This window comes from Methylobacterium sp. TK31, from assembly GCF_055361545.1.
Genome location: NZ_CM143964.1, coordinates 3,961,341 through 3,985,423 on the forward strand (window position 1 = coordinate 3,961,341; position 24,083 = coordinate 3,985,423).

The following is a 24,083-nucleotide window of genomic DNA, read 5'->3' on the forward strand; positions in this document are numbered from 1 at the left end:
GGGGCGGAGATCGGGTCGGATGACCGCGCAGGTTGCGCGCCGTGCAGCCGAGCGGCCTCGACCTGTCCGGGGCTCGATCGGCCTCGCACCGCTGATCGGGCCCGATTCCGGCGCCCGGAGGCCGCCTCAGCGGCCCGCGTAGGCGAAATGCTCGCGCCGGCGCTCGATCGAGGAGGGAATCCGCAGGGATTCCCGGTACTTGGCGACGGTGCGACGGGCGATGTCGATGCCCTCGTCGCGCAGCTTCTGAACCAGGGCGTCGTCGGAGAGCACGTCGCTCGGCGCCTCGCCGTCCACGAGCTGCTTGATGCGGTGACGCACGGCTTCGGAGGAGTGCGAGGCGGTGCCGGCGGCACCCGGGATCGCGGCGGTGAAGAAGTACTTCATCTCCAGCGTACCGCGGCTGGTGCCGATCGACTTGTTGGAGGTGACCCGCGAGACGGTCGATTCGTGCATGCCGATCGCCTCGGCCACGGTCTTGAGGTTGAGCGGGCGCAGGTGCGCGACGCCGTGCAGGAAGAAGGCATCCTGCTGGCGCACGATCTCGGAGGCGACCTTGAGGATGGTGCGGGCCCGCTGCTCCAGGCTGCGGGTCAGCCAGTTGGCGGTCTGCAGGCACTCCGACAGGAAGGCCTTGTCGCCCTCGGCCACCGCGCCGCGCGAGACGCGGGCATAGTAGCTCTGGTTGACCAGCACCCGCGGCAGCGCCTCGGCATTGAGCTCGACCAGCCAGGACCCGTCGGGCGCGGCGCGCACGAAGACGTCGGGGATCAGCACCTCCACGGCCCGGGCCCCGAAGGCGCGGCCGGGCTTCGGGTCGAGCCGGCGCAGCTCGGCCAGCATGTCGACGAGATCCTCGTCGTCGACGCCGCAGAGCCGGCGCAAAGCCGTGAAGTCGCGCTTGGCCACCAGATCGAGGCGCGAGACCAGGGCCTGCATGGCCGGATCGAAGCGGTCGCGGTCGCGCAGCTGCAGGGCGAGGCACTCGGCGAGGTCGCGGGCGGCGATGCCGGCCGGCTCGAAGCTCTGGACCAGCTTCAGCACCCGGGCGACCCGGTCGAGGGAGGCGCCGAGGCGCTCGGCCACGTCGTCGATCGATTCGCGCAGGTAGCCGGCATCGTCGACGGCATCGATCAGGAAGCCGCCGATCAGGCGGTCCATGGGATCGCGGGTGGCGAGATCGAGCTGGCTCCCAAGATGCTCGCGCAGGGAGATCTCGGCGGTCAGGCTCGCCTCGAAGTCGGGAGCCTCGCCGTCGAAGCTGCCGCCGGTATTGCCGTAGGGGGCCGGCGTCAGCGAGAGCATGTCGCCGGAGGCCGCCTCGCGGGCATGGGAGGGGTTCTCGTCCGAGAAGACGTTGTCGAGGCGGGTGTCGAGGGCGCTCTCCATATCGGCGCCGCTCGCCGTCAGCGTGGTGGCGATCCAGGTCTCGTCGCCTCCCTCGTAGTCGCCGCCCTCGCCGTCCCCTTCGCGATCCACCGAGGATTCGGATGGCGTCTCGGCCGCGGGGCGCTCGATCTCGCTCTCGCCCTCGGCGCGCTCCAGCAGCGGGTTGCGCTCGAGTTCGGCGTCGACGTAGGCGGCGAGGTCCAGTTGGGAGAGTTGGAGGAGCTTGATGGCCTGGAGAAGCTGAGGCGTCATCACCAGGGCTTGCCCCTGGCGCATTTCCAGCCGTTGCAGCAGACTCATGGTTGTCGCCCCGGGTGAGTCGCACCTCAGGTCAGCGGCGCACGTCGCGGTGAGCCGAGCCTCGGCACAAATCTTGCTTCCTGTTGTCTGCTCCCAGGTCTAGCGCCAACCCAGCCACACGTCAAAGTGTGACGGGCCTTATTTGCACGCAAATTAGGCAGGCCATGACAGCAGGACGGGGGAGGCCGCGCCGCCCCGACCCGAGCTTCGCATCGCGCGCACTAACAAAAGCTTCTGCGATCAAGGGAAATTCCCGCACTGCACCCAGACGGGGCACGGAGCGCGGCCGTCGAAGCCGGCAAAAAAATCTGCGGGATACGAGGTGGATGCAGGGCTCACGCCCCCGGACGGGTGGACATCCCCTGCCTAAAGGCGGAAATCCTCGCCGAGATAGAGGCGGCGCGCCTCCGGATTGGCCACGATCTCCTCGGGCGTCCCCTCCGTGAGGATCCGGCCCGAATGCGCGATGTAGGCGCGGTCGATCAGCCCGAGGGTCTCGCGCACGTTGTGGTCGGTGATGAGCACGCCGATGCCGCGCTGCTTGAGGTGCTTCACCAGGTCCTGGATGTCGCCCACCGCGATGGGGTCGATGCCCGCGAAGGGCTCGTCGAGCAGCATGAAGCTCGGCGAGGAGGCCAGCGCCCGGGCGATCTCGCAGCGCCGGCGCTCGCCGCCCGACAGGGCGATGGAGGGCGACTTGCGCAGGCGGGCGATGTCGAATTCCTCGAGCAGCGATTCGAGCTTGCGGGCGCGCTCCTTGCGGTCCGGCTCGGCCACCTCGAGCACCGCGCGGATGTTGTCCTCCACGGTGAGGCCGCGAAAGATCGAGGCCTCCTGCGGCAGGTAGCCGATGCCGAGCCGGGCCCGCTGGTACATCGGCAGCTGGGTGATCGGCAGGCCGTCGAGGGTGATCGTCCCCCGATCGGCCGTGACGAGACCGGTGATCATGTAGAAGATCGTCGTCTTGCCGGCTCCGTTGGGGCCGAGGAGGCCGACCGCCTCGCCGTTCCGCACGGTCAGACCGGCCTCGTGCACGACGGTGCGGGCGCCGTAGCTCTTGCGCAGGCCGCGCACGCAGAGGATGCCCGGCCCGCCGCCCTCCTCGACGATGGCGGCCGCCTCGGCCGCCCGGCGGCGGGCGCGGCCGCCGAACAGCCGTCGGATCAGGGAGGGCGCAGGCGGCGCGCCGGCACGGTCGGAGGAGCGCTCCGCCAGGGCGGGCGCCGGCGATGCGGCACTCAATTCGTCTGGGCCCGGGTCTTGCCGGCCGGCTTCTCGGCGGAGGCCTCGGAGGACTTCTCGGTGGAGGACTTGTCGGCGGGGGACTTATCGGCCGGCGGCCTGGCCGCGCGCCCGGCGATGGGGGCCTGCGTACAGCCCTTGCCCTTGGCCCCGTCCTCCTTCTGCGGCACCAGCAGGGCGGAGACCCGACCGCCCGCCACCGGGTCCATGTTCGCCCGGCCGGTGTTCATGTCGTAGACGAGGCGCGAGCCCCGGGTGACGTTCTGGCACTGGCTCAGGATGACGTTGCCGGTGACCACGATGCGCTTGGCCTCCTGGTCGAACACGGCGTTGTCGCCGGTGGCGATCTGGTCCTTCTGCACCACCGTGACCGGGCCGGCGCATTCCACGCGCTGGATCCCGTTCTCGTTCAGGCCAGCGGCGCGCTCGGCCTGGCTCGCCGACTCGGCACCCGCCTCCGCAGGCTCCTTCTTGTCCTTGCCGCGCTTGTAGCGCACCGTCATGCTGGAGCACCGGATGGTGCTGTCGCCCTGCACGGCGACGACGTTGCCGGCGAAGACCGCCTTGTTCTCGCGGTCGAACACGTCGAGCCGGTCGGCGTCGATCTTGATCGGCTCTTTGCCGCCGCCGCCGAGATTGCCGAGCGGCGAGGCCGCCTTCTCCTTGCGCGGAGCCGCGGGCGCCGTCTGCGCCGCGGCCGACCCCGCCGCCACCAGGGCCGCCAGGGCGAGCGCGAGGGGCGCGAAGCGCCGGTGCGGGACGACGCCCATCGCCGCGGGCCGCGTCACCGGCGGCGCTCCCCGTCCTCGGGCTCGGCCGCGGTGGTCCGGATGCGCGCCGGCCTGTCGGGCAGGCCGGCGACCTGGGCCTCGTCGGCCCGGGCTTCGGACTTGTCCCGGGACTCTCCGCCCGACGGGTCGCGACCGTGCAGCACGGTGTGGACGTTGCCGACGAAGGAGATCACGTGGCCGTTGTCGACCACCTCGAGGGTATCGGCCACGATGGTGCCGCTCGGCATCGAGACCGCGACGGTCTCATTGGAGCGGACGCTGCCGGCCTTGAAGTCGACGGCGGCCGTCTTCAGGCGGATCTCCTCGCCCTTGTCGGTCCAGAGGCGGATGTCGCGCTCGAGGTTCAGGGACTCCCGGGAGGAATCGAACACGCCGGAGGCGGCTTCGAGGTGGACGAGGCCGCCCTTGTCGTCGGTGTTGAGCTGGCCCTTCATCGCCTGCAGCTCGATCACGCTCGGCTTGCGCACGTCCTGGAAGGCGGCGGTGGCGGTGACCTCGTAGCCCCGGTCGCCCTTCCGGAAGCCGGACAGGCGCGGGTTCTCCATCTTCACCTTGCTGCCCGACAGGCTGACCTGGCCCATCGAGACGTCGGGCAGGCCGGCCCCGAAGGGATTGAACAGGGTGACGACCGCCAGCGCCAGCACGGCGGTTCCGGCGGCGAGGGGGATCAGCCGGCGCAGGGCGCGCACGTGGCTGCTGTGGTTGCGCGCCCGCGCATGGGCACGGGTCCGGCGCGCATCGACGCGGTCGCCGCTCGTCTGCCCCGTCTCGATCGCCGCGCCCACGTGCATGATCTTTCCAACATCGTGCCCCGGCGGCGTCGACGCCCGCGAGGGGCGCGCCACGGCTGGGTCGACCGCCGGATGCCCGGGGGCAGTGGCGAAGTTATGACCGGAAGCTTGAGAAACCATCAAGCCTGCGCGCTTCCGAAAGCCGGAATGGCGCAGGCGCCAGATGGGGGATGTGCGACGGCGCACGGCGGCCCGCGGGTCGGCGCCCGCCCTCAGGCATGCGCGAAGATGTCGGTCTCCGCCCAGCCGGCCAGATCGAGCCGGGCCCGGGTCGGCAGGAAGTCGAAACAGTTCCTGGCGAGGTCCGTGCGGCCCTCCCGCTCCAGCATCGCGTCGAGGCGTGCCCGCGCGGCGTGGAGGTAGAGCACGTCGGAGGCCGCGTAATCGACCTGCGCCTGGCTCAGGGTTTCGGCCCCCCAATCCGAGGATTGCTGCTGCTTGGAGAGATCGACGCCCACGAGTTCGCGGACCACGTCCTTCAGGCCATGCCGGTCGGTATAGGTGCGTGCCAGCTTCGAGGCGACCTTGGTGCAGTAGACGGGCGCCGGCATGACGCCGAGGCCGCGGAACAGCACCGCGAGGTCGAAGCGCGCGAAGTGGAAGATCTTCAGCGTAGCGGGGTCCGCCAGCACGCGCATCAGCGTCTCCGGGGCCGGACCGCCGGGAACGATCTGCACCACGTCGGCGCTGCCGTCGCCCTGCGAGATCTGCACGACGCAGAGCCGGTCGCGATGGGGGTTGAGCCCGAGGGTCTCGGTGTCGATGGCGATGGCCGGGCCGGCGACGTAGTCGGCCGGCAGGTCGCCGCGATGCAGGCGGGTGGAAGGCGGCATGGACGGAAGGTTTCCGCGCTGGGATCGACGACGGGCCACGAACGGCGTTTCTCGTGTGATCCCCGGCGCCTATCACCCGGCCCGGACCCCCGCAAGGTGGCGGATTGCGCGGCGCGCGGGGTCACCCCGCGCGCCGCGTCAGGCCCGTGTCGCGTCGGCCGGATCGGCCTGCGCCCGCCCGGCCCTACTTCTGCTTGGCGATGACCTTGTCCTTGATGCCGTCATAGGCGTTCTGCGGGATGATCTTCTTGGACAGAAGCTCGTCCTTGCCGCGGTAGGGACGCCCCTTGATGATCGCGGCGGCGCGGGCGGCGCCGATGCCCGGAAGGGCGTCGAGTTCGGCGGCGGTGGCGCTGTTGATGTCGACCAGGGCCGTCTTCGCTGCCGGCTCGACCGTGGGCGCCTTGGGGGCCGTGGGCGCCACCGTCCTGGGTGCGGTCGCGGGGGCGGGGGTCGCCGGGCTCGGCGCCTGGGCCAGGGCGGGGCCGGCGGCGAAGCAGGTCAGGACGGCGAGGGTACGCAGCAGGGATGAGGACATGGACGTCTCCCGAAAGCATCGCCGTCCGCGCGATGCGGCAGCGAGCCTGTCCTTACGAATAGAAGGTCCAACTTGAACCGCAGATTAAAGTCCTCGCGCCCGCGCGGGCCCGGATCTATCTGTTCGAATCCCCCGGACGGTTCGAATCCCCCGGGCGGACCGCCCTGGACCTGCGCGTCCGGGCATCCGGCGTGTCCTGGCATCCGGCGTGTCCTGGCATCCTGCGCGGGACCGCCTCTAGCCAGAACCCGTGCGCGGCGTTATAGAGCCGCCAGCGAATCTCCGTTTGACCACGGTACCGAGGCGGCCTTCCCCTGGAAGTCGCGCCCACGGTGCCTTTTTTGCCGTACAGGACTCTTCCGATGGCCGTTCCGAAGCGAAAGACCTCTCCCTCGCGTCGCGGCATGCGCCGCTCCGCCGACGCCCTCAAGGCCCCGACCTACGTCACCGACAAGGATTCGGGCGAGCTGCGCCGTCCCCACCACATCGACCTGAAGACCGGCATGTACCGCGGCCGTCAGGTCCTGAAGGTGAAGTCGACCGAGGCCTGAGCCCCGCGGGGCGCCGCACGGCTGCCCCGGACGGCATGATACGCCCGAGAGTCATGAGCCGCGGCCCCGCAAGGGCCCGGCTCTTTTCGTTGGGCGTTCCCGATTTCGCCGGATGGTTCCCGTCCGCCGTGGGCGGTCAGGCCCGGCGTGCCGCCGCCGCGTAATGCGCGGCGGCCGAGCGCGTGCGTTCGATGCGGGACGGCCGCAAGGTCGGCTCGACGCTGACGAGGAGCTGGGCGAGGAAGCCGGAGAGGGGACGGGCCGGGACCGGCCGAAATCCCGATGTCTGGCTGGCTGATTCTTGGCCACCCGATTCTTGGCTACCCGATTCTTGGCTACCCGATTCTTGGCCACCGGAGATCACCACGAGCTCGCGGCGCGCGGGCGCATCCGATTCGGGCCTCGCGCCCGACGGGCAGTCCCGGTCCGTCCCGGCGTGCTCCATGGCCGTCGCTCCCCGCGCCCGCATGGCCCGTGGGAACAGAATTGGTCCGCGTTAACGGTTCGTCAACCTTTGCTCGGGCGCCCATCGCGCGGCAAGGTTACCGGCCGCGGGCGGGGGTCGAGTCCCGCCGGCGCCGCGCGCCTACTTCTTGGCCAGATCCTCGAGGCGGGACTGCATCTCGGCCATCTGGCGCTTGAGGTCGTCGAGGTCGCTCCCCCCGGAGCCGTGCTGGACCGGTGTGGGAACGCCCGCGCCCGACTTGCCCGCCGAGGAGGGATGCGCGCCCATGCCCGAGAGCGGGCCGGTGCCGAAGGTGGTGAACATCTTCATGGCGTCGCCGAAGAAGCTCATGTTGGCCCGGACCTGCTCCTCCATCGCGCTCTGGAACGCGGTGGGGGCGAAGCTCTGGGCCATCTTCTCGCGCAGGCCTTCCTGGTCCCGGGCGAAGTTCGCCATGGAGAATTCCAGGAAGCTCGGCACCATGGTGCGCATGCTGTCGCCGTAGAAGCGGATCAGCTGGCGCAGGAAGGCCACCGGCAGCAGGTTGTCCTCACCGGCCTTGTTCTCCTGCTCGAAGATGATCTGCGTCAGCACCGACCGGGTGATGTCGTCGCCCGAGCGTGCATCGTAGACGAGGAAATCCTCGCCGTTCTGCACCATCGTCGCCAAGTCCTCGAGGGTGACGTAGGTCGACGTCCCGGTGTGATAGAGGCGCCGGTTGGCGTATTTCTTGATGACGGTGTGGTTGGACTTACCGTTATCCGCCATTTCTGGGGGCCTCTCCCGACGCGTTCATGGCCGCGTGATCTTCTTTCGGTCGCGCTACGGACCGCTGCTCGATCTCGCGGCGCACAAGTGCACCTTAAGACGTTCGCGTGCCGACGAAAACAGCAATTTATCGCCCATCCCGCGGAATACCACGCAAGGGGGCGACTCCTGTCACGACAGGAGCCGCAAACAACTCCAGGGTGCCTTGACTTCGTAGGGTCGACGGCTTTCATCCGAGAGAACGGCACAATGGCGCCCACGCCCGATTGAAATCGGAGCGTCAAGGGAGCGCCGGCCGGGATGAGGAGAACGTCACCATGGCAGCAGAAGACATCGTCATCGTCGGCGCGGCGCGCACCGCGGTGGGCTCGTTCGGCGGCGCATTCAACACCGTGCCCGCGCACGACCTCGGCGCCGTGGCGATCAAGGCGGCCCTCGAGCGCGCCGGCGTCCCCGCCGACGACGTGGACGAGGTGATCTTCGGCCAGGTGCTCACGGCCGGTGCCGGCCAGAACCCCGCCCGCCAGGCCGCCATCAAGGCGGGCATTCCCGAGAAGGCCACGGCCTGGGGCGTCAACCAGGTCTGCGGCTCGGGCCTGCGCACCGTCGCCATCGGCATGCAGCAGATCGCCAACGGCGACGCCACCGTCATCGTGGCCGGCGGCCAGGAATCGATGTCGCTTTCCCCCCACGCGCAGTATCTGCGCGGCGGCCAGAAGATGGGCGACGTCAAGCTCGTCGACACCATGATCAAGGACGGGCTCTGGGACGCCTTCAACGGCTACCACATGGGCCAGACGGCGGAGAACGTGGCCCAGGCCTTCCAGCTCACCCGCGAGCAGCAGGACCAGTTCGCCACCGCCTCGCAGAACAAGGCCGAGGCCGCCCGCAAGGAGGGCCGCTTCAAGGAGGAGATCGCCCCCGTCACCGTGCCGGGCCGCAAGGGCGACGTGATCGTCGACACCGACGAGTACATCCGTGACGGCGCCACCATGGAGGCGATGGCTAAGCTGAAGCCGGCCTTCACCAAGGACGGCACCGTGACCGCCGCCAACGCCTCCGGCCTCAACGACGGCGCCGCCGCCATCGTGCTGATGTCGGCCTCCGAGGCCGAGCGCCGGGGCATCAAGCCCTTGGCCCGGATCGTCTCCTGGGCCACCGCCGGCGTCGACCCCAAGGTGATGGGCACTGGTCCGATCCCGGCCTCGCGCAAGGCCCTGGACAAGGCCGGCTGGAAGGCCTCCGACCTCGACCTGATCGAGGCCAACGAGGCCTTCGCCGCCCAGGCGCTCGCCGTGAACAAGGACATGGGCTGGGACACCGACAAGGTGAACGTCAATGGCGGCGCCATCGCCATCGGCCACCCGATCGGCGCCTCCGGCGCCCGCGTCCTCGTCACCCTGCTGCACGAGCTGAAGCGCCGGGACGCCAAGCGCGGCCTCGCCACCCTCTGCATCGGCGGCGGCATGGGCGTCGCCCTCTGCGTCGAGCGCGTCTGAGCTCCGGCTTGAGCGGCGCCGCAGGAATTCTCGCATGAATTCTTGACGGCGCCGCAAATTTAAATCGGTCGCGCGACGCGCGGGCGCTCCGCTAAAGCACGACCGGGCAATCATAATCACAAGAAACCGGAGTTCGGAGGAAACCATGGCTCAGGAACGCGTCGCACTCGTCACCGGCGGCACCCGCGGCATCGGCGCCGCCATCTCGAAGGGCCTGAAGGCCAAGGGCTACAAGGTCGCGGCCAATTACGGCGGCAACGACGAGGCCGCCAACGCCTTCAAGGAAGAGACCGGCATCCCGGTCTTCAAGTTCGACGTCGGCGACTACGCCGCCTGCGAGGCCGGCATCAAGGCCGTCGAGTCCGAGGTCGGCCCGGTCGACATTCTGGTCAACAACGCCGGCATCACCCGCGACGGCCTGTTCCACAAGATGACCTTCGAGAAGTGGCAGGCGGTCATCAAGACCAACCTCGATTCCGCCTTCACGGTGACCCGGCCGGTCATCGAGGGCATGCGCAACCGGGGCTTCGGCCGCATCATCCTGATCTCGTCGATCAACGGCCAGAAGGGCCAGGTCGGCCAGGCCAACTACTCCGCCGCCAAGGCCGGCGTGATCGGCTTCGCCAAGGCGCTGGCCCAGGAGAGCGCCGCGAAGGGCATCACCGTCAACGTGATCGCGCCGGGCTACATCGCCACCGACATGGTCATGGCGGTGCCGGAGGACGTGCGCAACAAGATCATCTCGACGATCCCCGTGGGCCGCCTCGGCGAGGCCGAGGAGATCGCCCGCGCGGTGGAGTACCTCGCGGCCGAGGATTCCGGCTTCATCACCGGCTCGACCCTGACCATCAACGGCGCCCAGTACATCGCCGGCTAGTGGTCCGCGCGGCTCCCCCCGCGGGAGCCGCGCCCCTCACTCGAGGCCGAGGCAATTGGCGTAGAACGTCACCGTCGCCGGCCAGTCCGAGAAGACCCCCTTCACCCCGACGTCGCGCGCGAGCACGTCGAGGAGCGCGAAGGTGTCGCCGTCCCGGTCGATCACCGGGCGGATCGACTTGTAGTAGTAGCCGCCCCCCTCCTTCAGCGGCCCCGAGCGCTCCAGCGACCAGGTGATCAGGTCGAGGCCGGCGGCCCGGGCCGCCCGCGCGTAGGCCGAGGGTTCGATCGTCCCGTTCGGCCCGACCCGGACCAGTATCCAGAGGGGCGGCGCCAGGGTGCGCAGGCCCAGCGCCGCCAGTTCCGCCATGCCGGGCTTCCAGCTCTCCGGCCGCTCGGGGTCGAAGCCCGGATCGGTCTCGTCCCGGTTGTCGAGCCAGAGGGCCTGCCGTCCGAAGTCGGGCTCGGCCTTCAGCCAGTACTGGATGTCCCGGAGCTGGAAGCTCTGCGGCCGCACCGCCGAGGCCGGGATGCCCGCCCGCTTGTAGGCGTCGATCATCGCCTGGGCATACTGGTCCTGGCCGTAGCCCTCGAAGGGCATCGGCACCTCGGGCGCCTTCAGTTCCGGCGTGAACCGGCGCCCCAGGGATCTGACCAGCGCGATGTATTCGTCATGACTCATCAGCGTGCCGGTGGTGGCGTAGAGATCGGTCCGCCAGCGGGGGGTCGCATGCGCGTAGGCCTCCCGCGTCGTGGCCTGTGGGTCGCTCGCGTCCATCTTGCCGTTGAGGCTCTTGAACTCGGCCAGGGTCAGGTCGCTGGTGCAGCAGCGGGCCGAGGCCTTGCGCCCGGTGGCGGGGTCGGCGGGCTGGAAATCCTGGCTGCACTTGGCCGCCAAGTCCGGACGGGCGAGGATGTCCGTGGTGGCATGGAGGTCGCACTGGGCGTGCCGGCAGACCAGCTGCCGGTCCCGCGTGAAGGCGACGTCGCACTCGATCACGCCGGCGCCCATGCGGGCAGCCGCCAGGACGCCCTCCCGGGTATGCTCGGGAAACTGCAGCGGCGCGCCCCGGTGTGAGATCGAGAAGGTGCGGGCGGTGTAGGGGCGGTCGGCGCCGCAGGCCCGCAGGCGGTCCTTCAGGGGCCCGGGCTTCATGCTGTCCACGAGGTAGAAGGGCCGCGGCCCGAGCTGGGCCGGCTCGCCGGCCGCTGCCGGGCCTGCGCAGAGGAGCAGGGCCGAGGCCATGCCCAGGGCCGCCCTCCGGACGCGTCCTGATCCGAGAGATGCCGTGTCCATGCTCCGCCTCCCCGCCGCGTGTCGCCCCCCAGCAGGTAGGGCCCGCCCGTGACCGGTCGATGAAGGCGGCCGCCCCGGGACATCCCCGCCTTGCCCGGGACGCCTCCGGCATGGGACAGCGGCACGGCCTCCCGCCTCGGACACCCGGTTTCCCATGCCTTCCGCGACCCTGCTCGGCTTCGGCGCGATCCTGCTCTGGTCGCTGCTCGCCCTGCTCACGGCCCTGTCGGGGGCGGTGCCGCCGTTCCAGCTCGCGGCGATGACCTTCGCGCTCGGCGGCCTCGTCGGCTGCGCCAGCTGGCTCGTGCGCCCCGCGGGCCTGCGCGCCTTGCGCCAGCCCTGGCCGGTCTGGCTCCTCGGCGTCGGCGGCCTGTTCGGGTACCACGCCCTCTACTTCGCCGCCCTGCGCCTCGCCCCGCCGGCGGAGGCGGGCCTGCTCAACTACCTCTGGCCGCTCCTCATCGTGCTGCTGTCGGCCCGGCTCCCCGGGGCGGCGGGCCTGCGCGCCGGCCATCTCGGCGGAGCCGCCCTCGGGCTCGTCGGCGTCGTGGTGCTGTTCGCCGGACGGGGCGGGATCGACTTCGCCGCCGGGGCCCTGCCCGGATACCTCGCGGCGCTGGCGGCCGCCTTCGTCTGGTCGGGCTATTCGGTGCTCTCCTCCCGGGTCGGGGCGGTGCCGACCGACGCGGTGGCGGGCTTCTGCCTCGCCACCGCCGCCCTCAGCCTCGCCTGCCACCGCGCCTTCGAGACGACCCTGTGGCCGGCGGGCGCGGTGCAATGGGGCGCCGTCGTCGCCCTCGGGCTCGGCCCGGTGGGTGCTGCCTTCTACCTCTGGGACATCGGCGTGAAGCGGGGCGACCTGCGCCTCCTCGGAGTCGCGGCCTACGCCGCCCCGATCCTGTCGACCCTGACCCTGGTGCTCGCCGGCTATGCCGAGCCGAGCCCGGCCCTGGCGCTCGCCTGCCTCCTCATCGTCCTCGGCGCGCTCGTGGCGGTGCGGGCGTCCCGCGCCGGGCCGCGCTAGGGCCTGCTCGTCAGGACCTGGGCACCGGCCGCCAGTCCGGCGGCGCCAGCTCGAAGCCGGCGAACTCAAAGGCCGGCGAGACCGTGCAGCCCACCAGCGTCCAGGCGCCGAGGCTGGTGGCGGTCTGCCAGTGCCCGGCCGGAACCACGATCTGCGGCTGCTGGCCGCGGGTCAGGTCGGGACCGAGATAGGCCGCGCTGGCATCGTGGCCGTTGGGGCTGACCGTGAGGACGAGGGGCGCGCCCGCGTGCCAGTGCCAGATCTCGGCCGCATCGACCCGGTGCCACTCGGAGACCTCGCCGAGATCGAGGAGGTAGTAGATCGCGCTGCCCACCGAGCGCCCGTCCACGGTGCGGGGGTCCCGGAAGGTCTCGCGATAATGCCCGCCCTCCGGGTGCGGCACGAGGCCGAGGCGGGCGATCACCTCCGCGGCGGTGGGTCCCTGCGATCCGGCACTCATCGGCGAACACTCATCCTGGAACTCCTGGTCGAAGGCCCGCAGGCCAAGTCTTGCTCGACAAGCCAAGTCTCCCTCGACAAGCCAAGTCTCGCTCGACAAGCCAAGTCACTCGATGGCCCCCTGCGGCAGGCTGAGGCCGGGGGGCGCCTTGGCGCCCGACGCCCCGCCCGCCGAGACCTTGGGCCGGCTCTTCGGCTTCGCCGCAGCCTTGCCGCCCTTGGCCGCCTCGTCCTTGGCCGCGACCGGGGCGCTCTTCACCGCGGGCGCCTCGCCGCATTCGCGAAAGCCGAGCTGCGCCAGGCTCTGGCCGGTCTCGGAGACGATGTTGAGCGTGTCGGGAAGGGTCGCCGGCACAGGGTCCCAGCGGACCGGGGCGCCGAGCAGCGCGCCCAGCGCCGCGGGGCTTCCGCCGCGCCGCAGGGCGAACAGGTCGGGGCCGTAGGCCGTGGCGGCCTTGCCGGCGATGACGACCTCGAGCACCCGGGTCGTCTCCGGCGTGAGCGGGCGCAGCGGGTTCTCGACCACCACGGCCCCCGTGCGGGTGACCCAGACCGCGAAGTCCTTCGGCCCCTCGTAGAGCGCCGCCCGCGCCTCGCACTGCACGGTCAGGCCGGCCAGGTTGGCGGCCGGCATCGGCGCAGGAGGGGCGGCGGCCACGGGGTCCGGGGCGACCGGCGCGGTCGGCCGGGCCTCGGCGGCCGGCTTCGGTGCCGACTTGGGAATGGGCTTCGGTTTGGGTTTGGGTTTGGGCTTCGGGGCCGCCTCCCGGGAAGGCGGCGCGGCCGGAGCCTCGGCCTCGGCGGCCGGCTCGGGGGCCTGGGCCCGGGCGGGGCCGACCGCCAGCAGGGCGGCCAGCGGCAGGAGGACCGCCCACCGGCGCGTGCGGGAGCACACCATCAGCGAAGCTCTCGATCTCGATACGGGTCTCGGAGGGGTGGCGATGGCAGCTCGCGGGGCGGGGCCTCGCCCGGGATCGCGTGCGGCCGCTCGGGCTCGATGTCCAGGATGGTCGCCGTGCGGTCGATCGGGCTGGCGCGCGGCGGCTCCAGGCTGCGGAGCAGCAGGTCCTCGCCGTCGTCCTCGTCCAAGAGATCCTCCTCGCGCGCCATGCGGAGTTCGGGGCGGCGCGCGCGCGCGAGCTGCAGGGCCACGAGGAAGCCGGAGAACAGGAGGACGCCGAGGGCCCCCAGGATCAGGAGTGTTTCCATGCCGGGTCCAGCGTTAGCCCAGGACGCGCCGCGTTGCATCCTCCCCCGGCGCTTTCGCCGGAGCCGGCCCGGGCCCGGAACGGTCCTTGCGTCCCGGACCGGCGATGTCAGAAGGTACGTCTCCATCCCGGCCCGATGCCCCCCGCCCCGGGGCCGTCAGGCATGGAGCGTGCGACCGCGGCGACCCGGGGCGGACCTGCCCTCCCCCGTCGATGGCCGTGGATTCCGCGCAGGTCCGACGCACCGGCGTCGTCCGCATACCGTATGACGCCGTAGCCCGCTCCCGAACCCCAAGGTCGATCGATGCGCCTGCATGACCTCAATCCGGCCGATGCCGGCCACGATTCCGGCCATGCCCCGGAGGGGGCGGAGAGCCTGGAGCGGGACCTCCTGCGGCTGATCGAGGAATCCCGCGAGCAGGCGGCGGAGGATCCGTTCCGCAATCCGGTGCTGGCGGTGACGCTGGCCATCACCCGGCGCTTCGACCGGGGCGAGATCGGCGAGGACGACCTCGATGCCCTGTTCCCCCGGCTCCGGGCCCAGTCCCTGAGCGCCCGCGCCGAGCGCCTGCGCGCCTATGTCGGGCTCGACCGGGACGCGGCGGCGGCGCCCGACAGCCGGATGGCCGCCCGCCTCGTGGCGGCGGTACCGGCGCGCCAGGGGGATTTCGAGACCTTCCGGGATCTCGTCGGCCGCACCGGCTTCGCTGTGGTCTTCACCGCCCACCCGACCTTCGGGATGCCGCGCGCCGTCGCCGCCCTGATCGCCCAGGCGGCGAGCGAGGCCGAGGGTGCCGCCCGGCAGCCGCTGCTCGCGCGCGCGGCCGGCCTCTCGACGCGGCCCGACCCGAACATCAGCCTCGACGACGAGTTCGACCAGGCCTGCGTCGCGGCCAATCACGGCCGCACCGCCCTCGATGGCTTCAACGCCGCGCTCCTCGACGCCGCCCGGGCGCGCTGGCCGGACCGCTGGACCGAGCTCGTGCCCAAGCCGTTCGCGATCGCGAGCTGGGTCGGCTGCGACACCGACGGGCGCACCGATATCGGCTGGTGGGACACCCTGCGCTACCGCCTGGAATCGAAGCGGATGCAGCTCGACCGGGTGATGCGCCAGCTGCCGCAGGTGCCGGCGACCCAGGTGGTGCGCGAGCTCACCGGGAACGCGCTCGCCGCCGTGAACCGCCAGCTCGCGGTGGCGCCCCGGCTCGGGACCAAGCCGACCCTCGAGGCGGTGCACCGCTTCGCCCTCGCGCTGATCATCGAGCGCGAGCGGGCCCAGACCGATTCCGGCGCGATCCTGGCCGGGCTCGCGGGGGCGGTCGGAGCCGCCGAATCCGACGCGGACAGGCGCAGCATCGCGCTCCTGCGCTCCGGCATCGCCACGCACGGCCTCTCGAACGCCCTGCCGCATTTCCGGCTGAACGCCAGCCAGATCCACAATGCGGTGCGCCGCGTCACCGACCTCGAGGGCGAGCCCACCGACGCCGCCCAGCGCCGGTCCCACCTCGCCACCATCCACGCGCTCCTCAACGACGTGCAGGCGGTGGACGTCGATTTCGGCGCGCTGGCCGCCGAGCGGGCCTCGGCCGCCCGGCTGATGATGACGATCACCCAGATCCTCAAGCACGTCGACGGCACCCACCCGGTCCGCTTCCTCATCGCCGAGACCGAGACCGGCTACACGCTGCTCGCCGCCCTCTGGCTGGCGCGGCACTACGGCATCGCCGACAAGGTCGAGATCACGCCGCTGTTTGAGACGGCCAGCGCCCTCGAACAGGGCATCCGCGTCCTCGACGATGCGCTCCGCAATCCGCACTGGCGGGCCTACCTCAAGCGCATCGGGCGCCTGACGGTGCAGTTCGGCTACTCGGATTCCGGGCGCTACGTCGGCCAGCTCGCCGCGAGCTTCTGGATCGAGCGCCTGCGCCTGCGCATCACCGAGCTGATGGTGCAGAACGACCTCACGGGGGTGGAGCTCGCGATCTTCGACACCCACGGGGAATCCATCGGCCGGGGGGCGCACCCGACCTCCCTGCGCGACCGCCTCGCCTATCTCGCCCCGGAGGATGCGCGCCGGCGCAACCGGACCGCCGGCATCCGCGTGCGCCTCGAATCGAGCTTCCAGGGCTCGGACGGCTACCTGATGTTCGGCACCCTGCCCCTGGCCGAGGCCACGGTGGAGCGCATCGCCGAGCACGTCTTCGCCTTCGACGTCGCCGACGACGACAGCTTCGCCGACTACGTCCTCTCCGATCCGGCGAGCGGGGCCGACGAGACCGACGACCCGATCTACGCCGAGCCGGACTTCGCCGCCGAGTTCTTCACCGTGGTGCGCCAGGACATGGAGGCGCTGGTGGACGATCCCGGCTACGCCGCCCTGCTCGGCACCTTCGGCCCGAGCCTCCTCGACCGCACCGGCTCCCGGCCCGTCGCCCGCCAGACCGATGGCGGCGGCCCGACCATGATCACCCATCCGCGCCAGATGCGGGCGATCCCCAACAACGCGATCCTGCAGCAGCTCGGTTTCCTGGCCAACTCCCTGCACGGCGTCGGCCGGGCCGCCGGCCGCACCCCGGACCTGTTCCGCGACATGCGCCGGGATTCGGTGCGCTTCTCCCGCGCCTTCCGCCTGGTGCAGCATGCCGCCAGCGTCGCCGATCTCGACGTGCTGCGGGCCTACATCGACACCCTCGACCCGGCGGTGTGGCTGGAGCGGGCCCGGCGCACCCAGCGCGACGGCCGGCGCGAGGAGCTCGTGGTGATCGCCAACGCCCTCGACCGGCTGCGCCTCGCCCCCGACCTGCGCCACCTGTTCGGCCGGCTCACCTGCGACTGGCTCAACCTGCAGGTCGCGGCGCCCGACCTCGGCCGGATGTCGGCCCGCCTGACCCTGCTGCACGCGATCCGCCTCGCGCTGATCCACCGGATCTGGTTCCTGGCCGTGCACATCCCGGGGTTCCGCCCGCAATCGGGGGTGAGCCGCGAGGCGCTGATCGAGCGCTTCCTGCGCCTCGACATCGACGGCTGCCTGACGCTGCTGGAGGACATCTTCCCGATCACCCCGGACCCGACCCTCGGCCTGAACTTCGGCGAGCCCGCCGGGCCGCGCGACGTCGGCACCTACGAGGCCGAGCACAGGACGCTGTTCGAGCCGATCCGGCGCAGCTTCCAGCGGGTGCGCGAGATCTCGGGCATGATCCAGCACGAGGTGGGCGCGTTCGGGTGAGGCCGGGATTCGCGGCCCCGCCGCGGCCGCCGGATCGCGCCGGCGGCCGCGGCGGAGAAGCGGGTCCGGCCGCCGCTCAGCGCGGCGCGGAATCCCCGCCCGCCGCGTCCGGCTTCATCGCGGCCGCCGCGGCCGCCAATCCCCAGCGGACCAGCTCCTCCGCCTCGCCGGCCGTTCCCGCCTCGGCGTAGCAGCGCAGCTCGGGCGCGTTGCCGGAGGCGCGAAAGTGGATGGTGCGCCCGCCGTCGAGCTCCATCCTCACGCCGTCCTGCTCGTCGACGGCGCGCGGCGTTCCGACCGGTCGAACGAAATCCCGCCGATACGCCTCCTGGCCGAGCCGTCGCAGGAAGGCGCCGCTGTGCTCGGCCGGCGTGTTGGGCAGGCGGTCGCTCGCGGTCTCGCCCACGGACAGGGAGGCGACGAGGTCCGCGAGGGACAATCCGGCCCCGCGCGCCGCGGCCAGCGTCGCCAGGATGGGCAGCATCGCATCGCGGGTCGGCAGCGCGGGCAGGGTCCGGCCGTCGCGGGTCACGTCCGAGCCGAGCAGGAAGCCGCCATTCGCCTCGAAGCCGACGACGGCCTCGGCGCCCTCGGTCTCCGCCTGGGCCATGCCGGCGATGACGTAGGGGGAGCCGACCCGGGTGCGCAGCACCCGCCGGAACCCGCCCGCATGCTCGATGGCCGAGCCGGCCGTGACCGGCACGACGACGGTATCGACGCCGAGGTGGCGCGCCGTGATCAGCCCGAGAACGTCTCCCCGCAGGATCCGCCCGGCGGCATCCGCGACCAGCGGCCGGTCGGCGTCGCCGTCGGTCGTCACCAGGGCATCGAACGCACCGGACGTCATGGCCTCGCGGATGAAGGCGACGTCCTCCGGGCGATGGGCCTCCGTGTCGATCGGCACGAAGCGCGCCGCGCGTCCGATCGCGGTCACGTCCGCCCCCAGCGCCGTCAGGAGCTCGACGAGCAGGTCCCGCGCCACGGAACTCTGCTGGTAGACCGCGATCCTGAGGCCGGCCAGCATGTCGGGGGCGAAGGCGTCACGGTAGCGCTGGCGGTAGCGGTCCGTCGCGCCGGATTCCTGCGGGGCGGCGTCGGCCGCCGCCATGGGCCCTTCCGTGGAGACGTCCCCGAGGGCGGCCAGGATCGCGGCCTCGTCGGTCTTGGTGATCTCGCCGTCGGGCCGATAGAACTTCAGGCCGTTCCGGTCCTCGGGGATGTGGCTCCCGGTGACCATCACGGCGCAGGCACCGCGCCGGAGGGCCTCCAGGGCCAGGGCCGGCGTCGGCAGCGCGCCGCAATCGATCGCCGTGAAGCCGGCGCCCGCGGCGGCGGCGGCCACCGTCGCGGCGATGCCGGGGCTGCTGTCGCGCAGGTCCCGCCCGATCACGACGGTCCGCACGGGGGTCTGGCCGGGGCCGGTGGTCGCGGCGATGGAGCGGAAGAAGGCGCTCGCATAGGCGTAGCTCGGCCAGCCCACGAGATCGGTGACCAGCCCGCGCAAACCGCTCGTTCCGAACTTCAAGCTGCTCATGAGATGTCCTGTCAGAGGCGCGCGACGCGATGGCGAGAGGGAGCGTCAGCTGCGCTTCTATTAACAGCCGCCCGCTTTCTCAAATGAATCCCGGAGGCCGTCGCCTATAGGCTCGCAGAGACGGGGAACGCGCGCCCGTAAAGACGCTCGTGGCCCGCATCGTGGGGGCGTGGCCGAGCGAGGTCGGGGCGCCGGCTACGACGCCGTCACCACCGTCAGCAGCGTGCCCTCCACCCCCGTCACCCGCACCCGCGCGCCCAGCGGTGCATCCGGGCCGGTGACGCGCCAGAGGGTGTCGTTGACGCGGATCTGGCCCTCGCCCGCCACGATCGGGGCCGACAGGGGATATTCGCGTCCGACCAGCCCCTGGGGCCCCCGGTTCAGGGTGTTGGTCGCCCGCGTCCGCCGGCTCGCCACCACGGCGAAGAGCACGGAGAGGACACCGAAGAGCAGGATCTGGCCCTGCCAGGGCATCGGCACCAGGAGGATCTGCAGCCCCGTCACCAGAGCCGCCAACCCGAGCCAGAGCAGGAAGACCCCGGACGCCACGAGCTCCGTCCCCATCAGCACGAGGCCGATCAGGATCCAGGTCCAGGCGGGTCCGATCGCCTCGACGAACGACGCGATCATCGGGCGCCGCCTCCGACGTTCGGCGGCAGGCCGGCGCTCTTGCGCTGAGGCGCGCCCTCGCCGAAGACGCTGCGGGTGATCTCGGCGATGCCGCCCAGCGTGCCGGCCAGGGCCGCCGCCTCGATCGGCACCACCACGACGCGCTGGTTCGGCGCCGTGGCAATGGCCTTCACCGCCTCGACGTATTTCTCGGCCACGAGGAAGTTCGCCGCCGCGAGGTCGCCCTTGGCGATGGCCTCGCTCACGAGTTGGGTCGCCCGCGCCTCCGCCTCGGCGCCGCGCTCGCGCGCCTCCGCGTCGCGAAAGGCCGCCTCCTTGCGCCCTTCGGCCTCCAGGATGGCCGATTGCTTGCGCCCCTCGGCCCGCAGGATCTCCGCCTGCCGGTGCCCTTCCGCCTCCAGCACCGAGGCGCGCTTCTCGCGCTCAGCCTTCATCTGGCGCGCCATCGCGCCGGCGAGGTCGGCGGGCGGCACGATGTCCTTGATCTCGATGCGGGTCATCTTCACCCCCCAGGGCGAGGCCGCCGCATCCATCACCCTCAGCAGGCGCTCGTTGATCTCGTCGCGGTGCGACAGGAGCTGATCGAGGTCCATCGAGCCGACCACGGTGCGGATGTTGGTCATGGTCAGGGTCATCATCGCCACCTCGAGGTTCGAGACCTCGTAGGAGGCGCGGGCCCCATCGAGCACCTGGTAGAAGACCACGGCATCGATCCGCACCCCGGCATTGTCGCGGGTGAAGGCCTCCTGGCTCGGCACGTCGATGACCTGCTCCATCACGTTCACCCGCCGGCCGAGGCGCTCGACATAGGGGGCGATGAGGCCGAGGCCGGATTCCAGGCTGCGGTGGTACTTGCCGAACCGCTCCACGGTGTAGACGTGCCCCTGCGGCACGATGTTGATGCCGATCCCCAGGGTGACGACGACGAGCGCCACGAGCACCACGGCGGCGACGCTCACGCCCACAGAGAAATCCATGCCTCGTCCCCCGGCCGTCCCGCCGGCATTGAGACCGGCGGGCCGCGACGACGCAAGGGCGTTGTTCACGCGGCCGCGACCCGGAGGGGGCCCGTGCGGTCAGCGCGCCCAGACGCCGAGGCGTTCGGCGCGGGCATGGTCCTCGGCGGCCACGAGGTCGGGCGTCGCCTCGGGCGAGGCGCGGCCGCCGCCGTTGAACAGCACCACCTCGGAGAGATCGCGCCCCTCCACCGAGCACAGGCGGGCCTCGCTGCCCGCCACCGGCTGGCAGGTCACGGTGCGGCCGGCGAGGTAGCGGGTGAGTTCGTCGGCCTGTCCGCCGCGCACCCACTCGACCCCGAACAGGCGCACGAGCTTGCCGCCGACGCGCAGGGTCGCGGTGTCGATGACCTCGACCGGGCCGCTGATCTCGTTGGCCGCGGCCTGCTTCGGCGGTGCCTCCTCCGGCGCGGCCGGGCTCATGTCGGGGGCGCTCGGCGGCGGCGCGGCGGTCGCGGATGCCGAGGGTTGGGACTGGGGTTGGGATTGGGACGAAGGCGGGGACCCCGTCTCGGCGGGCGCGGTCTCCGGGGGCGTGCGCCCGCCGAGGACGGCGATGAGGGCCACCAGCGCGGCGGCCCCGAGCCCGATCGGAAGCGCGCGCCGGGACAGGGCGTCGCGCAGCACGTTGCGGTCGCGCGCGACCTCGCCGAAGCGCGAGGCGCTGTCGGCGAGCCGGCCGCGGGCATAACCACCGACGCGCTGCGCGCCGTCGCGGACACGGCCGGCGACGAGCCCGGCCCGGGTCGGTTCCGGAGCTTCCGTCGCGAGGCCGGGAGCGGACGGTTCGGCCGTCGAGCCTTCGGCCCGGCTCCGCCGGAGCGTCGAAAGGCGGTCGGAGACGGAGGTGGCGAACGCCCGGCCGCGGGTGGCCGAGCGCGCGACCAGGGATCGGGCGAGAACCGACTGGGCCCCGACGAAGCGCGCCGTCGCCGTCCGGAAATCCTCGGTCGGGACGGGCTCCGGTTCGGGCTCGGGCGCCGGCTCGGGGATCGGCCGGAACAGGGCGGGATGCTGGTCGCGCAGTTCCGCGAGCAGGGCCGGCAGGTCCATCGGGACCGCGGTCCCGTCCGCCCCGGTGATCTGGCGCGGCACGCCCGCGCGATCCACCACGCGGTAGCCGGGCGATTCCAGGCCCGGCACCAGGGCCGCCTCCGCCAGGAGCGCGAGCGTCCGCTCCGCCACCGGATAGGCGCCGGCCTGCGCGACCGCCTCGGCGATGCGCGCGCGCAGGGCCGCGCGGTCCGAGGCCGTTCCGTCCCGTCGCGCGTCACCCGGCACCGGCGAGGGTGGATTCCGATCATCCAAGACGCGAACAACTCCGGGTGTGACGCACCGATCGCAGCGGGCCGGCCTCAGGCACCGCGCTGAGCACCCGCTATAGCGCTCTGCGGCCCGGCACCATAGCGGCGCAGGACGCGGCTCGACTCGGCGACGATGAGCGGGCGCTCCCCGGCGAAGCTGATGGTGAGGCTGAGTTCCGATACGCCCTGCGAGCGCACGCCGCGCGCCGGATTGTCGGCGCGGAAATCGAAGGTGGTGTGGACGATGCAGGTCGCGCTGGCGGCGTTGCAGGCGGTCCGGGTCGCGCCGCCCTGCGCTTCGTAGCGCCGCTCGGGCCAGCGCCGGACGAAGCGGCGCTTCTCGGCGATCAGGGCCGCCAGCGACAGGGTGCGGCCGTGGAAGCGGACGCGCTCGGCATAGAACCGGGGTGCGGCAGCCACCATCGCGTCGCCGGGGGCCGAGACGCTGTCGAGATAGCGGTCCGTCAGCCGCGTCGCGGTGGCGGCCCATTCGGGGAAGCGCGCCTCGGAGGCCGCCGGCGGCGGCGCCATCGGCGTCGGCGTGTCGGCCAGGCGCGGGTGGATGTGGAGCCGTTCCGGCGCGGCGCTACGGGTCGCGAGGCGGCGGCCTTCGGCGGACGGTCCGGCCACGCGCCGCCGGTGCGAGGCCATCGGGGTCCGCTCCGCGGCGGCCGAGTCCTGAGCCGCCTGGCCGTCCGCCTGGGCCCGGGCCGTCGCGGGCGTTTCCACCGCGGGCGTCTCGGCCACCGGCGTCTCGGCCAGGGACTTCCCGGTCATGGACTTCCCGGTCATGGACTTCCCGGTCAGGGACTTCCCGGTCACGGGCTTCTCGGGCGACGACTTCTCGGGGGCGGCCTTGTCCGTGCCGGGCTGCTGGGCCTGGCGGGCCGGCGGGTCGACCCAGCCCGGGCGCGTCTGGGCCTCCGCCGTCCCCAGGGACAAAGCGGCGCTCACCAGCGCGACGGACGAGGCGAGGCCCAGTCGGACGAGGCCGGTTCCGTGGGAGCGTCCGTGGGAGCTTGGACCGTGGTGCATGGTATCATCACCGGGGTCGCGGCCGGGGTTTCGGAAAAGCGCGTGCGGGACCGATCGACCGGGGTGAAACGTCGGGCGTGCCCGCTAAGTTTCCCTGAATGCGCACGGAAGGACCCGGCCCCGTGTTCCGGGGTGTGGACGAGTGCGGGGATTGCGGGGACGCCCCCAGGCACGGACTCTTGTGCCGCCGGGCTCTTGTCATTGCCAAGCCTGAACCCACCTTGTGGTGCGGGTCCGGGCCCCTCTGGCGGTCGAGGCGTCGACCGTGATGTCGGACCCTTCCATGCTTTTGCGCTGACGCGGCGCGAACGCACCGGAGGGTGTCGAACCTCATGGTCCCTCGTAGTCTCCCGCTCGATCCGATTCGGCCCGCCCCGTGCCGGTCCGGAGGCTCGCGATGAGCGCGCCCGCCCGCAAGGCGCTCCTCCTCGTTAACCCGAAGGCCCGCAACGGCAGCTTCTCCCTCGACGAGGTGCGCGATGTCCTGCGCGCCGGAGGCATCGAGCCCTTCGAGCCGCCGGGCGATGCCGACTGCACCGCCGTGATCAAGCGCCACGCGCAGGGTTGCGACCTCGTCATCCTCGGGGGCGGCGACGGCACGCTCAACGCGGCCGCGCCCGCCCTGGTGGAGACGGGATTGCCGCTTGGCATCCTGCCCCTCGGCACGGCCAACGACCTCGCCCGTTCCCTGGGCCTGCCCGTCGACCCGGTGGAGGCGGCCCGCCTCATCACCACCGAGGAGGCGCGCCCGGCCGATCTCGGCTGCGTCAACGGACACTACTACTTCAACGTCGCCAGCATCGGATTCTCGGCGGACCTCGCCGGCGATCTCACGGCGGAATCGAAGAAGACCTGGGGCACCCTGGGCTACGGCATCGCGGCGGTTCGCGTGCTCCGGCGGATGCGGCCCTTCACGGTCTATATCGAGCATGACGGCCAGACCGAGACCGTGCGCACCATCCAGGTCTCGGTGGGCAACGGCCGCCACTACGGCGGCGGCATGACCGTGGAGGAGACGGCCACCGTCGACGACGGCAAGCTGGATTTCTACAGCCTGGAGGTCGCCCATTGGTGGCGGCTGCTGATGCTGCTGCCGGCCCTGCGCAAGGGCACCCAGGGCAAGGCGGCCGACGTGCGGGCCTTCAGCACCACCGAGATCGTGGTGAAGACCAAGAAGCCGCGGCCGGTGAACACCGACGGCGAGCTGTCGACCTACACCCCGGCCCATTTCAAGGTGGTGCCGCAGGCGGTGCGGATCTTCAGCCCGGCCCCGGCCGAGCGGCCGGGCGTGGCCACGCGCAGTTCCCCCCTCACAGCCTGACCGAGC

General features: G+C 71.9%; 23 protein-coding genes. 6 read left to right on the forward strand and 17 right to left on the reverse strand.

Annotation, left to right across the window (positions count from 1 at the left end):
- Positions 1-126: 126 nt before the first annotated feature.
- From rpoN to ACXJY8_RS18385, 6 genes are all read right to left on the reverse strand, one after another.
- A complete protein-coding gene (gene rpoN, locus ACXJY8_RS18360; RefSeq protein WP_463771757.1) occupies positions 127-1,689 on the reverse strand; it encodes an RNA polymerase factor sigma-54 in 1,563 nt (520 codons plus the stop codon).
- 366 nt (positions 1,690-2,055) lie between these two features.
- Complete coding sequence (gene lptB / locus ACXJY8_RS18365; RefSeq protein ID WP_243214809.1) at positions 2,056-2,844, reverse strand: LPS export ABC transporter ATP-binding protein; 789 nt, start codon at positions 2,842-2,844, stop codon at positions 2,056-2,058.
- 83 nt (positions 2,845-2,927) lie between these two features.
- Positions 2,928-3,701 carry an LptA/OstA family protein gene (locus ACXJY8_RS18370; protein WP_463780784.1) on the reverse strand — a complete coding sequence of 258 codons (774 nt, stop codon included), beginning with the start codon at positions 3,699-3,701 and terminating at the stop codon, positions 2,928-2,930.
- Positions 3,702-3,715: 14 nt separating this feature from the next.
- Positions 3,716-4,513: a lipopolysaccharide-assembly, LptC-related protein gene (locus ACXJY8_RS18375; protein WP_463771759.1), complete on the reverse strand. Its 798-nt coding sequence runs from the start codon at positions 4,511-4,513 to the stop codon at positions 3,716-3,718.
- 212 nt (positions 4,514-4,725) lie between these two features.
- Positions 4,726-5,346 carry a ribonuclease D gene (locus tag ACXJY8_RS18380; RefSeq protein ID WP_463771761.1) on the reverse strand — a complete coding sequence of 207 codons (621 nt, stop codon included), beginning with the start codon at positions 5,344-5,346 and terminating at the stop codon, positions 4,726-4,728.
- 184 nt (positions 5,347-5,530) lie between these two features.
- Positions 5,531-5,884, reverse strand: a complete 354-nt coding sequence (locus ACXJY8_RS18385; RefSeq protein WP_463771764.1) for a helix-hairpin-helix domain-containing protein — start codon at positions 5,882-5,884, stop codon at positions 5,531-5,533.
- Between the two features lie 362 nt (positions 5,885-6,246).
- Between ACXJY8_RS18385 and rpmF the strand changes: the two genes are divergently transcribed.
- Positions 6,247-6,435, forward strand: a complete 189-nt coding sequence (rpmF, locus tag ACXJY8_RS18390) for a 50S ribosomal protein L32 (RefSeq protein WP_055946842.1) — start codon at positions 6,247-6,249, stop codon at positions 6,433-6,435.
- A 136-nt stretch (positions 6,436-6,571) separates the two neighbouring features.
- Here rpmF and ACXJY8_RS18395 read toward each other — a convergent pair whose 3' ends face one another.
- Positions 6,572-6,880 (reverse strand): hypothetical protein, encoded by a 309-nt coding sequence (locus ACXJY8_RS18395; protein WP_463771771.1) that lies wholly within the window; start codon positions 6,878-6,880, stop codon positions 6,572-6,574.
- Between the two features lie 141 nt (positions 6,881-7,021).
- Positions 7,022-7,648: a polyhydroxyalkanoate synthesis repressor PhaR gene (gene phaR, locus ACXJY8_RS18400; RefSeq protein WP_463771772.1), complete on the reverse strand. Its 627-nt coding sequence runs from the start codon at positions 7,646-7,648 to the stop codon at positions 7,022-7,024.
- Positions 7,649-7,965: 317 nt separating this feature from the next.
- Here phaR and ACXJY8_RS18405 point away from each other — a divergent pair, with 317 nt between their 5' ends.
- Positions 7,966-9,147, forward strand: a complete 1,182-nt coding sequence (locus tag ACXJY8_RS18405) for an acetyl-CoA C-acetyltransferase (RefSeq protein ID WP_463771774.1) — start codon at positions 7,966-7,968, stop codon at positions 9,145-9,147.
- 145 nt (positions 9,148-9,292) lie between these two features.
- Positions 9,293-10,024, forward strand: coding sequence for an acetoacetyl-CoA reductase (gene phbB, locus ACXJY8_RS18410; RefSeq protein WP_463771776.1), 732 nt, complete (start codon positions 9,293-9,295; stop codon positions 10,022-10,024).
- Between the two features lie 36 nt (positions 10,025-10,060).
- Here the strand turns inward: phbB and ACXJY8_RS18415 are convergent, their stop codons facing one another.
- A complete protein-coding gene (locus tag ACXJY8_RS18415) occupies positions 10,061-11,320 on the reverse strand; it encodes a glycerophosphodiester phosphodiesterase family protein (RefSeq protein WP_463771779.1) in 1,260 nt (419 codons plus the stop codon).
- Positions 11,321-11,474: 154 nt separating this feature from the next.
- Here ACXJY8_RS18415 and yddG point away from each other — a divergent pair, with 154 nt between their 5' ends.
- Positions 11,475-12,344 (forward strand): aromatic amino acid exporter YddG, encoded by an 870-nt coding sequence (gene yddG, locus ACXJY8_RS18420; RefSeq protein ID WP_463771782.1) that lies wholly within the window; start codon positions 11,475-11,477, stop codon positions 12,342-12,344.
- A gap of 10 nt (positions 12,345-12,354) precedes the next feature.
- Here the strand turns inward: yddG and ACXJY8_RS18425 are convergent, their stop codons facing one another.
- The 3 genes from ACXJY8_RS18425 to ACXJY8_RS18435 all read right to left on the reverse strand — a co-directional run bounded on the left by ACXJY8_RS18425 (position 12,355) and on the right by ACXJY8_RS18435 (position 14,012).
- Positions 12,355-12,804 (reverse strand): cupin domain-containing protein, encoded by a 450-nt coding sequence (locus ACXJY8_RS18425; protein WP_463771786.1) that lies wholly within the window; start codon positions 12,802-12,804, stop codon positions 12,355-12,357.
- Positions 12,805-12,909: 105 nt separating this feature from the next.
- Complete coding sequence (locus tag ACXJY8_RS18430) at positions 12,910-13,701, reverse strand: hypothetical protein (RefSeq protein WP_463771788.1); 792 nt, start codon at positions 13,699-13,701, stop codon at positions 12,910-12,912.
- Positions 13,701-14,012 (reverse strand): hypothetical protein, encoded by a 312-nt coding sequence (locus ACXJY8_RS18435; protein WP_463771791.1) that lies wholly within the window; start codon positions 14,010-14,012, stop codon positions 13,701-13,703. Before ACXJY8_RS18435 ends, ACXJY8_RS18430 begins: the two co-directional genes overlap by 1 nt.
- Before the next feature lie 303 nt (positions 14,013-14,315).
- Between ACXJY8_RS18435 and ACXJY8_RS18440 the strand changes: the two genes are divergently transcribed.
- A complete protein-coding gene (locus ACXJY8_RS18440; RefSeq protein WP_463771793.1) occupies positions 14,316-17,237 on the forward strand; it encodes a phosphoenolpyruvate carboxylase in 2,922 nt (973 codons plus the stop codon).
- Between the two features lie 76 nt (positions 17,238-17,313).
- Here ACXJY8_RS18440 and ACXJY8_RS18445 read toward each other — a convergent pair whose 3' ends face one another.
- The 5 genes from ACXJY8_RS18445 to ACXJY8_RS18465 all read right to left on the reverse strand — a co-directional run bounded on the left by ACXJY8_RS18445 (position 17,314) and on the right by ACXJY8_RS18465 (position 22,756).
- Entirely contained in the window at positions 17,314-18,771 is a 1,458-nt protein-coding gene (locus ACXJY8_RS18445; RefSeq protein WP_463771795.1) for a phosphomannomutase, read from the reverse strand.
- Positions 18,772-18,966: 195 nt separating this feature from the next.
- Positions 18,967-19,401: an NfeD family protein gene (locus tag ACXJY8_RS18450; protein ID WP_463771798.1), complete on the reverse strand. Its 435-nt coding sequence runs from the start codon at positions 19,399-19,401 to the stop codon at positions 18,967-18,969.
- Positions 19,398-20,378, reverse strand: coding sequence for an SPFH domain-containing protein (locus ACXJY8_RS18455; RefSeq protein WP_463771801.1), 981 nt, complete (start codon positions 20,376-20,378; stop codon positions 19,398-19,400). The genes ACXJY8_RS18450 and ACXJY8_RS18455 overlap by 4 nt, the downstream gene beginning before the upstream one ends.
- A gap of 99 nt (positions 20,379-20,477) precedes the next feature.
- Positions 20,478-21,698: a thermonuclease family protein gene (locus ACXJY8_RS18460; protein WP_463771803.1), complete on the reverse strand. Its 1,221-nt coding sequence runs from the start codon at positions 21,696-21,698 to the stop codon at positions 20,478-20,480.
- 74 nt (positions 21,699-21,772) lie between these two features.
- On the reverse strand, positions 21,773-22,756 hold the full coding sequence (locus ACXJY8_RS18465) for a hypothetical protein (protein WP_463771807.1): 984 nt from the start codon (positions 22,754-22,756) through the stop codon (positions 21,773-21,775).
- Between the two features lie 397 nt (positions 22,757-23,153).
- Here ACXJY8_RS18465 and ACXJY8_RS18470 point away from each other — a divergent pair, with 397 nt between their 5' ends.
- On the forward strand, positions 23,154-24,077 hold the full coding sequence (locus ACXJY8_RS18470; protein WP_463771810.1) for a lipid kinase: 924 nt from the start codon (positions 23,154-23,156) through the stop codon (positions 24,075-24,077).
- Positions 24,078-24,083 lie beyond the last annotated feature (6 nt).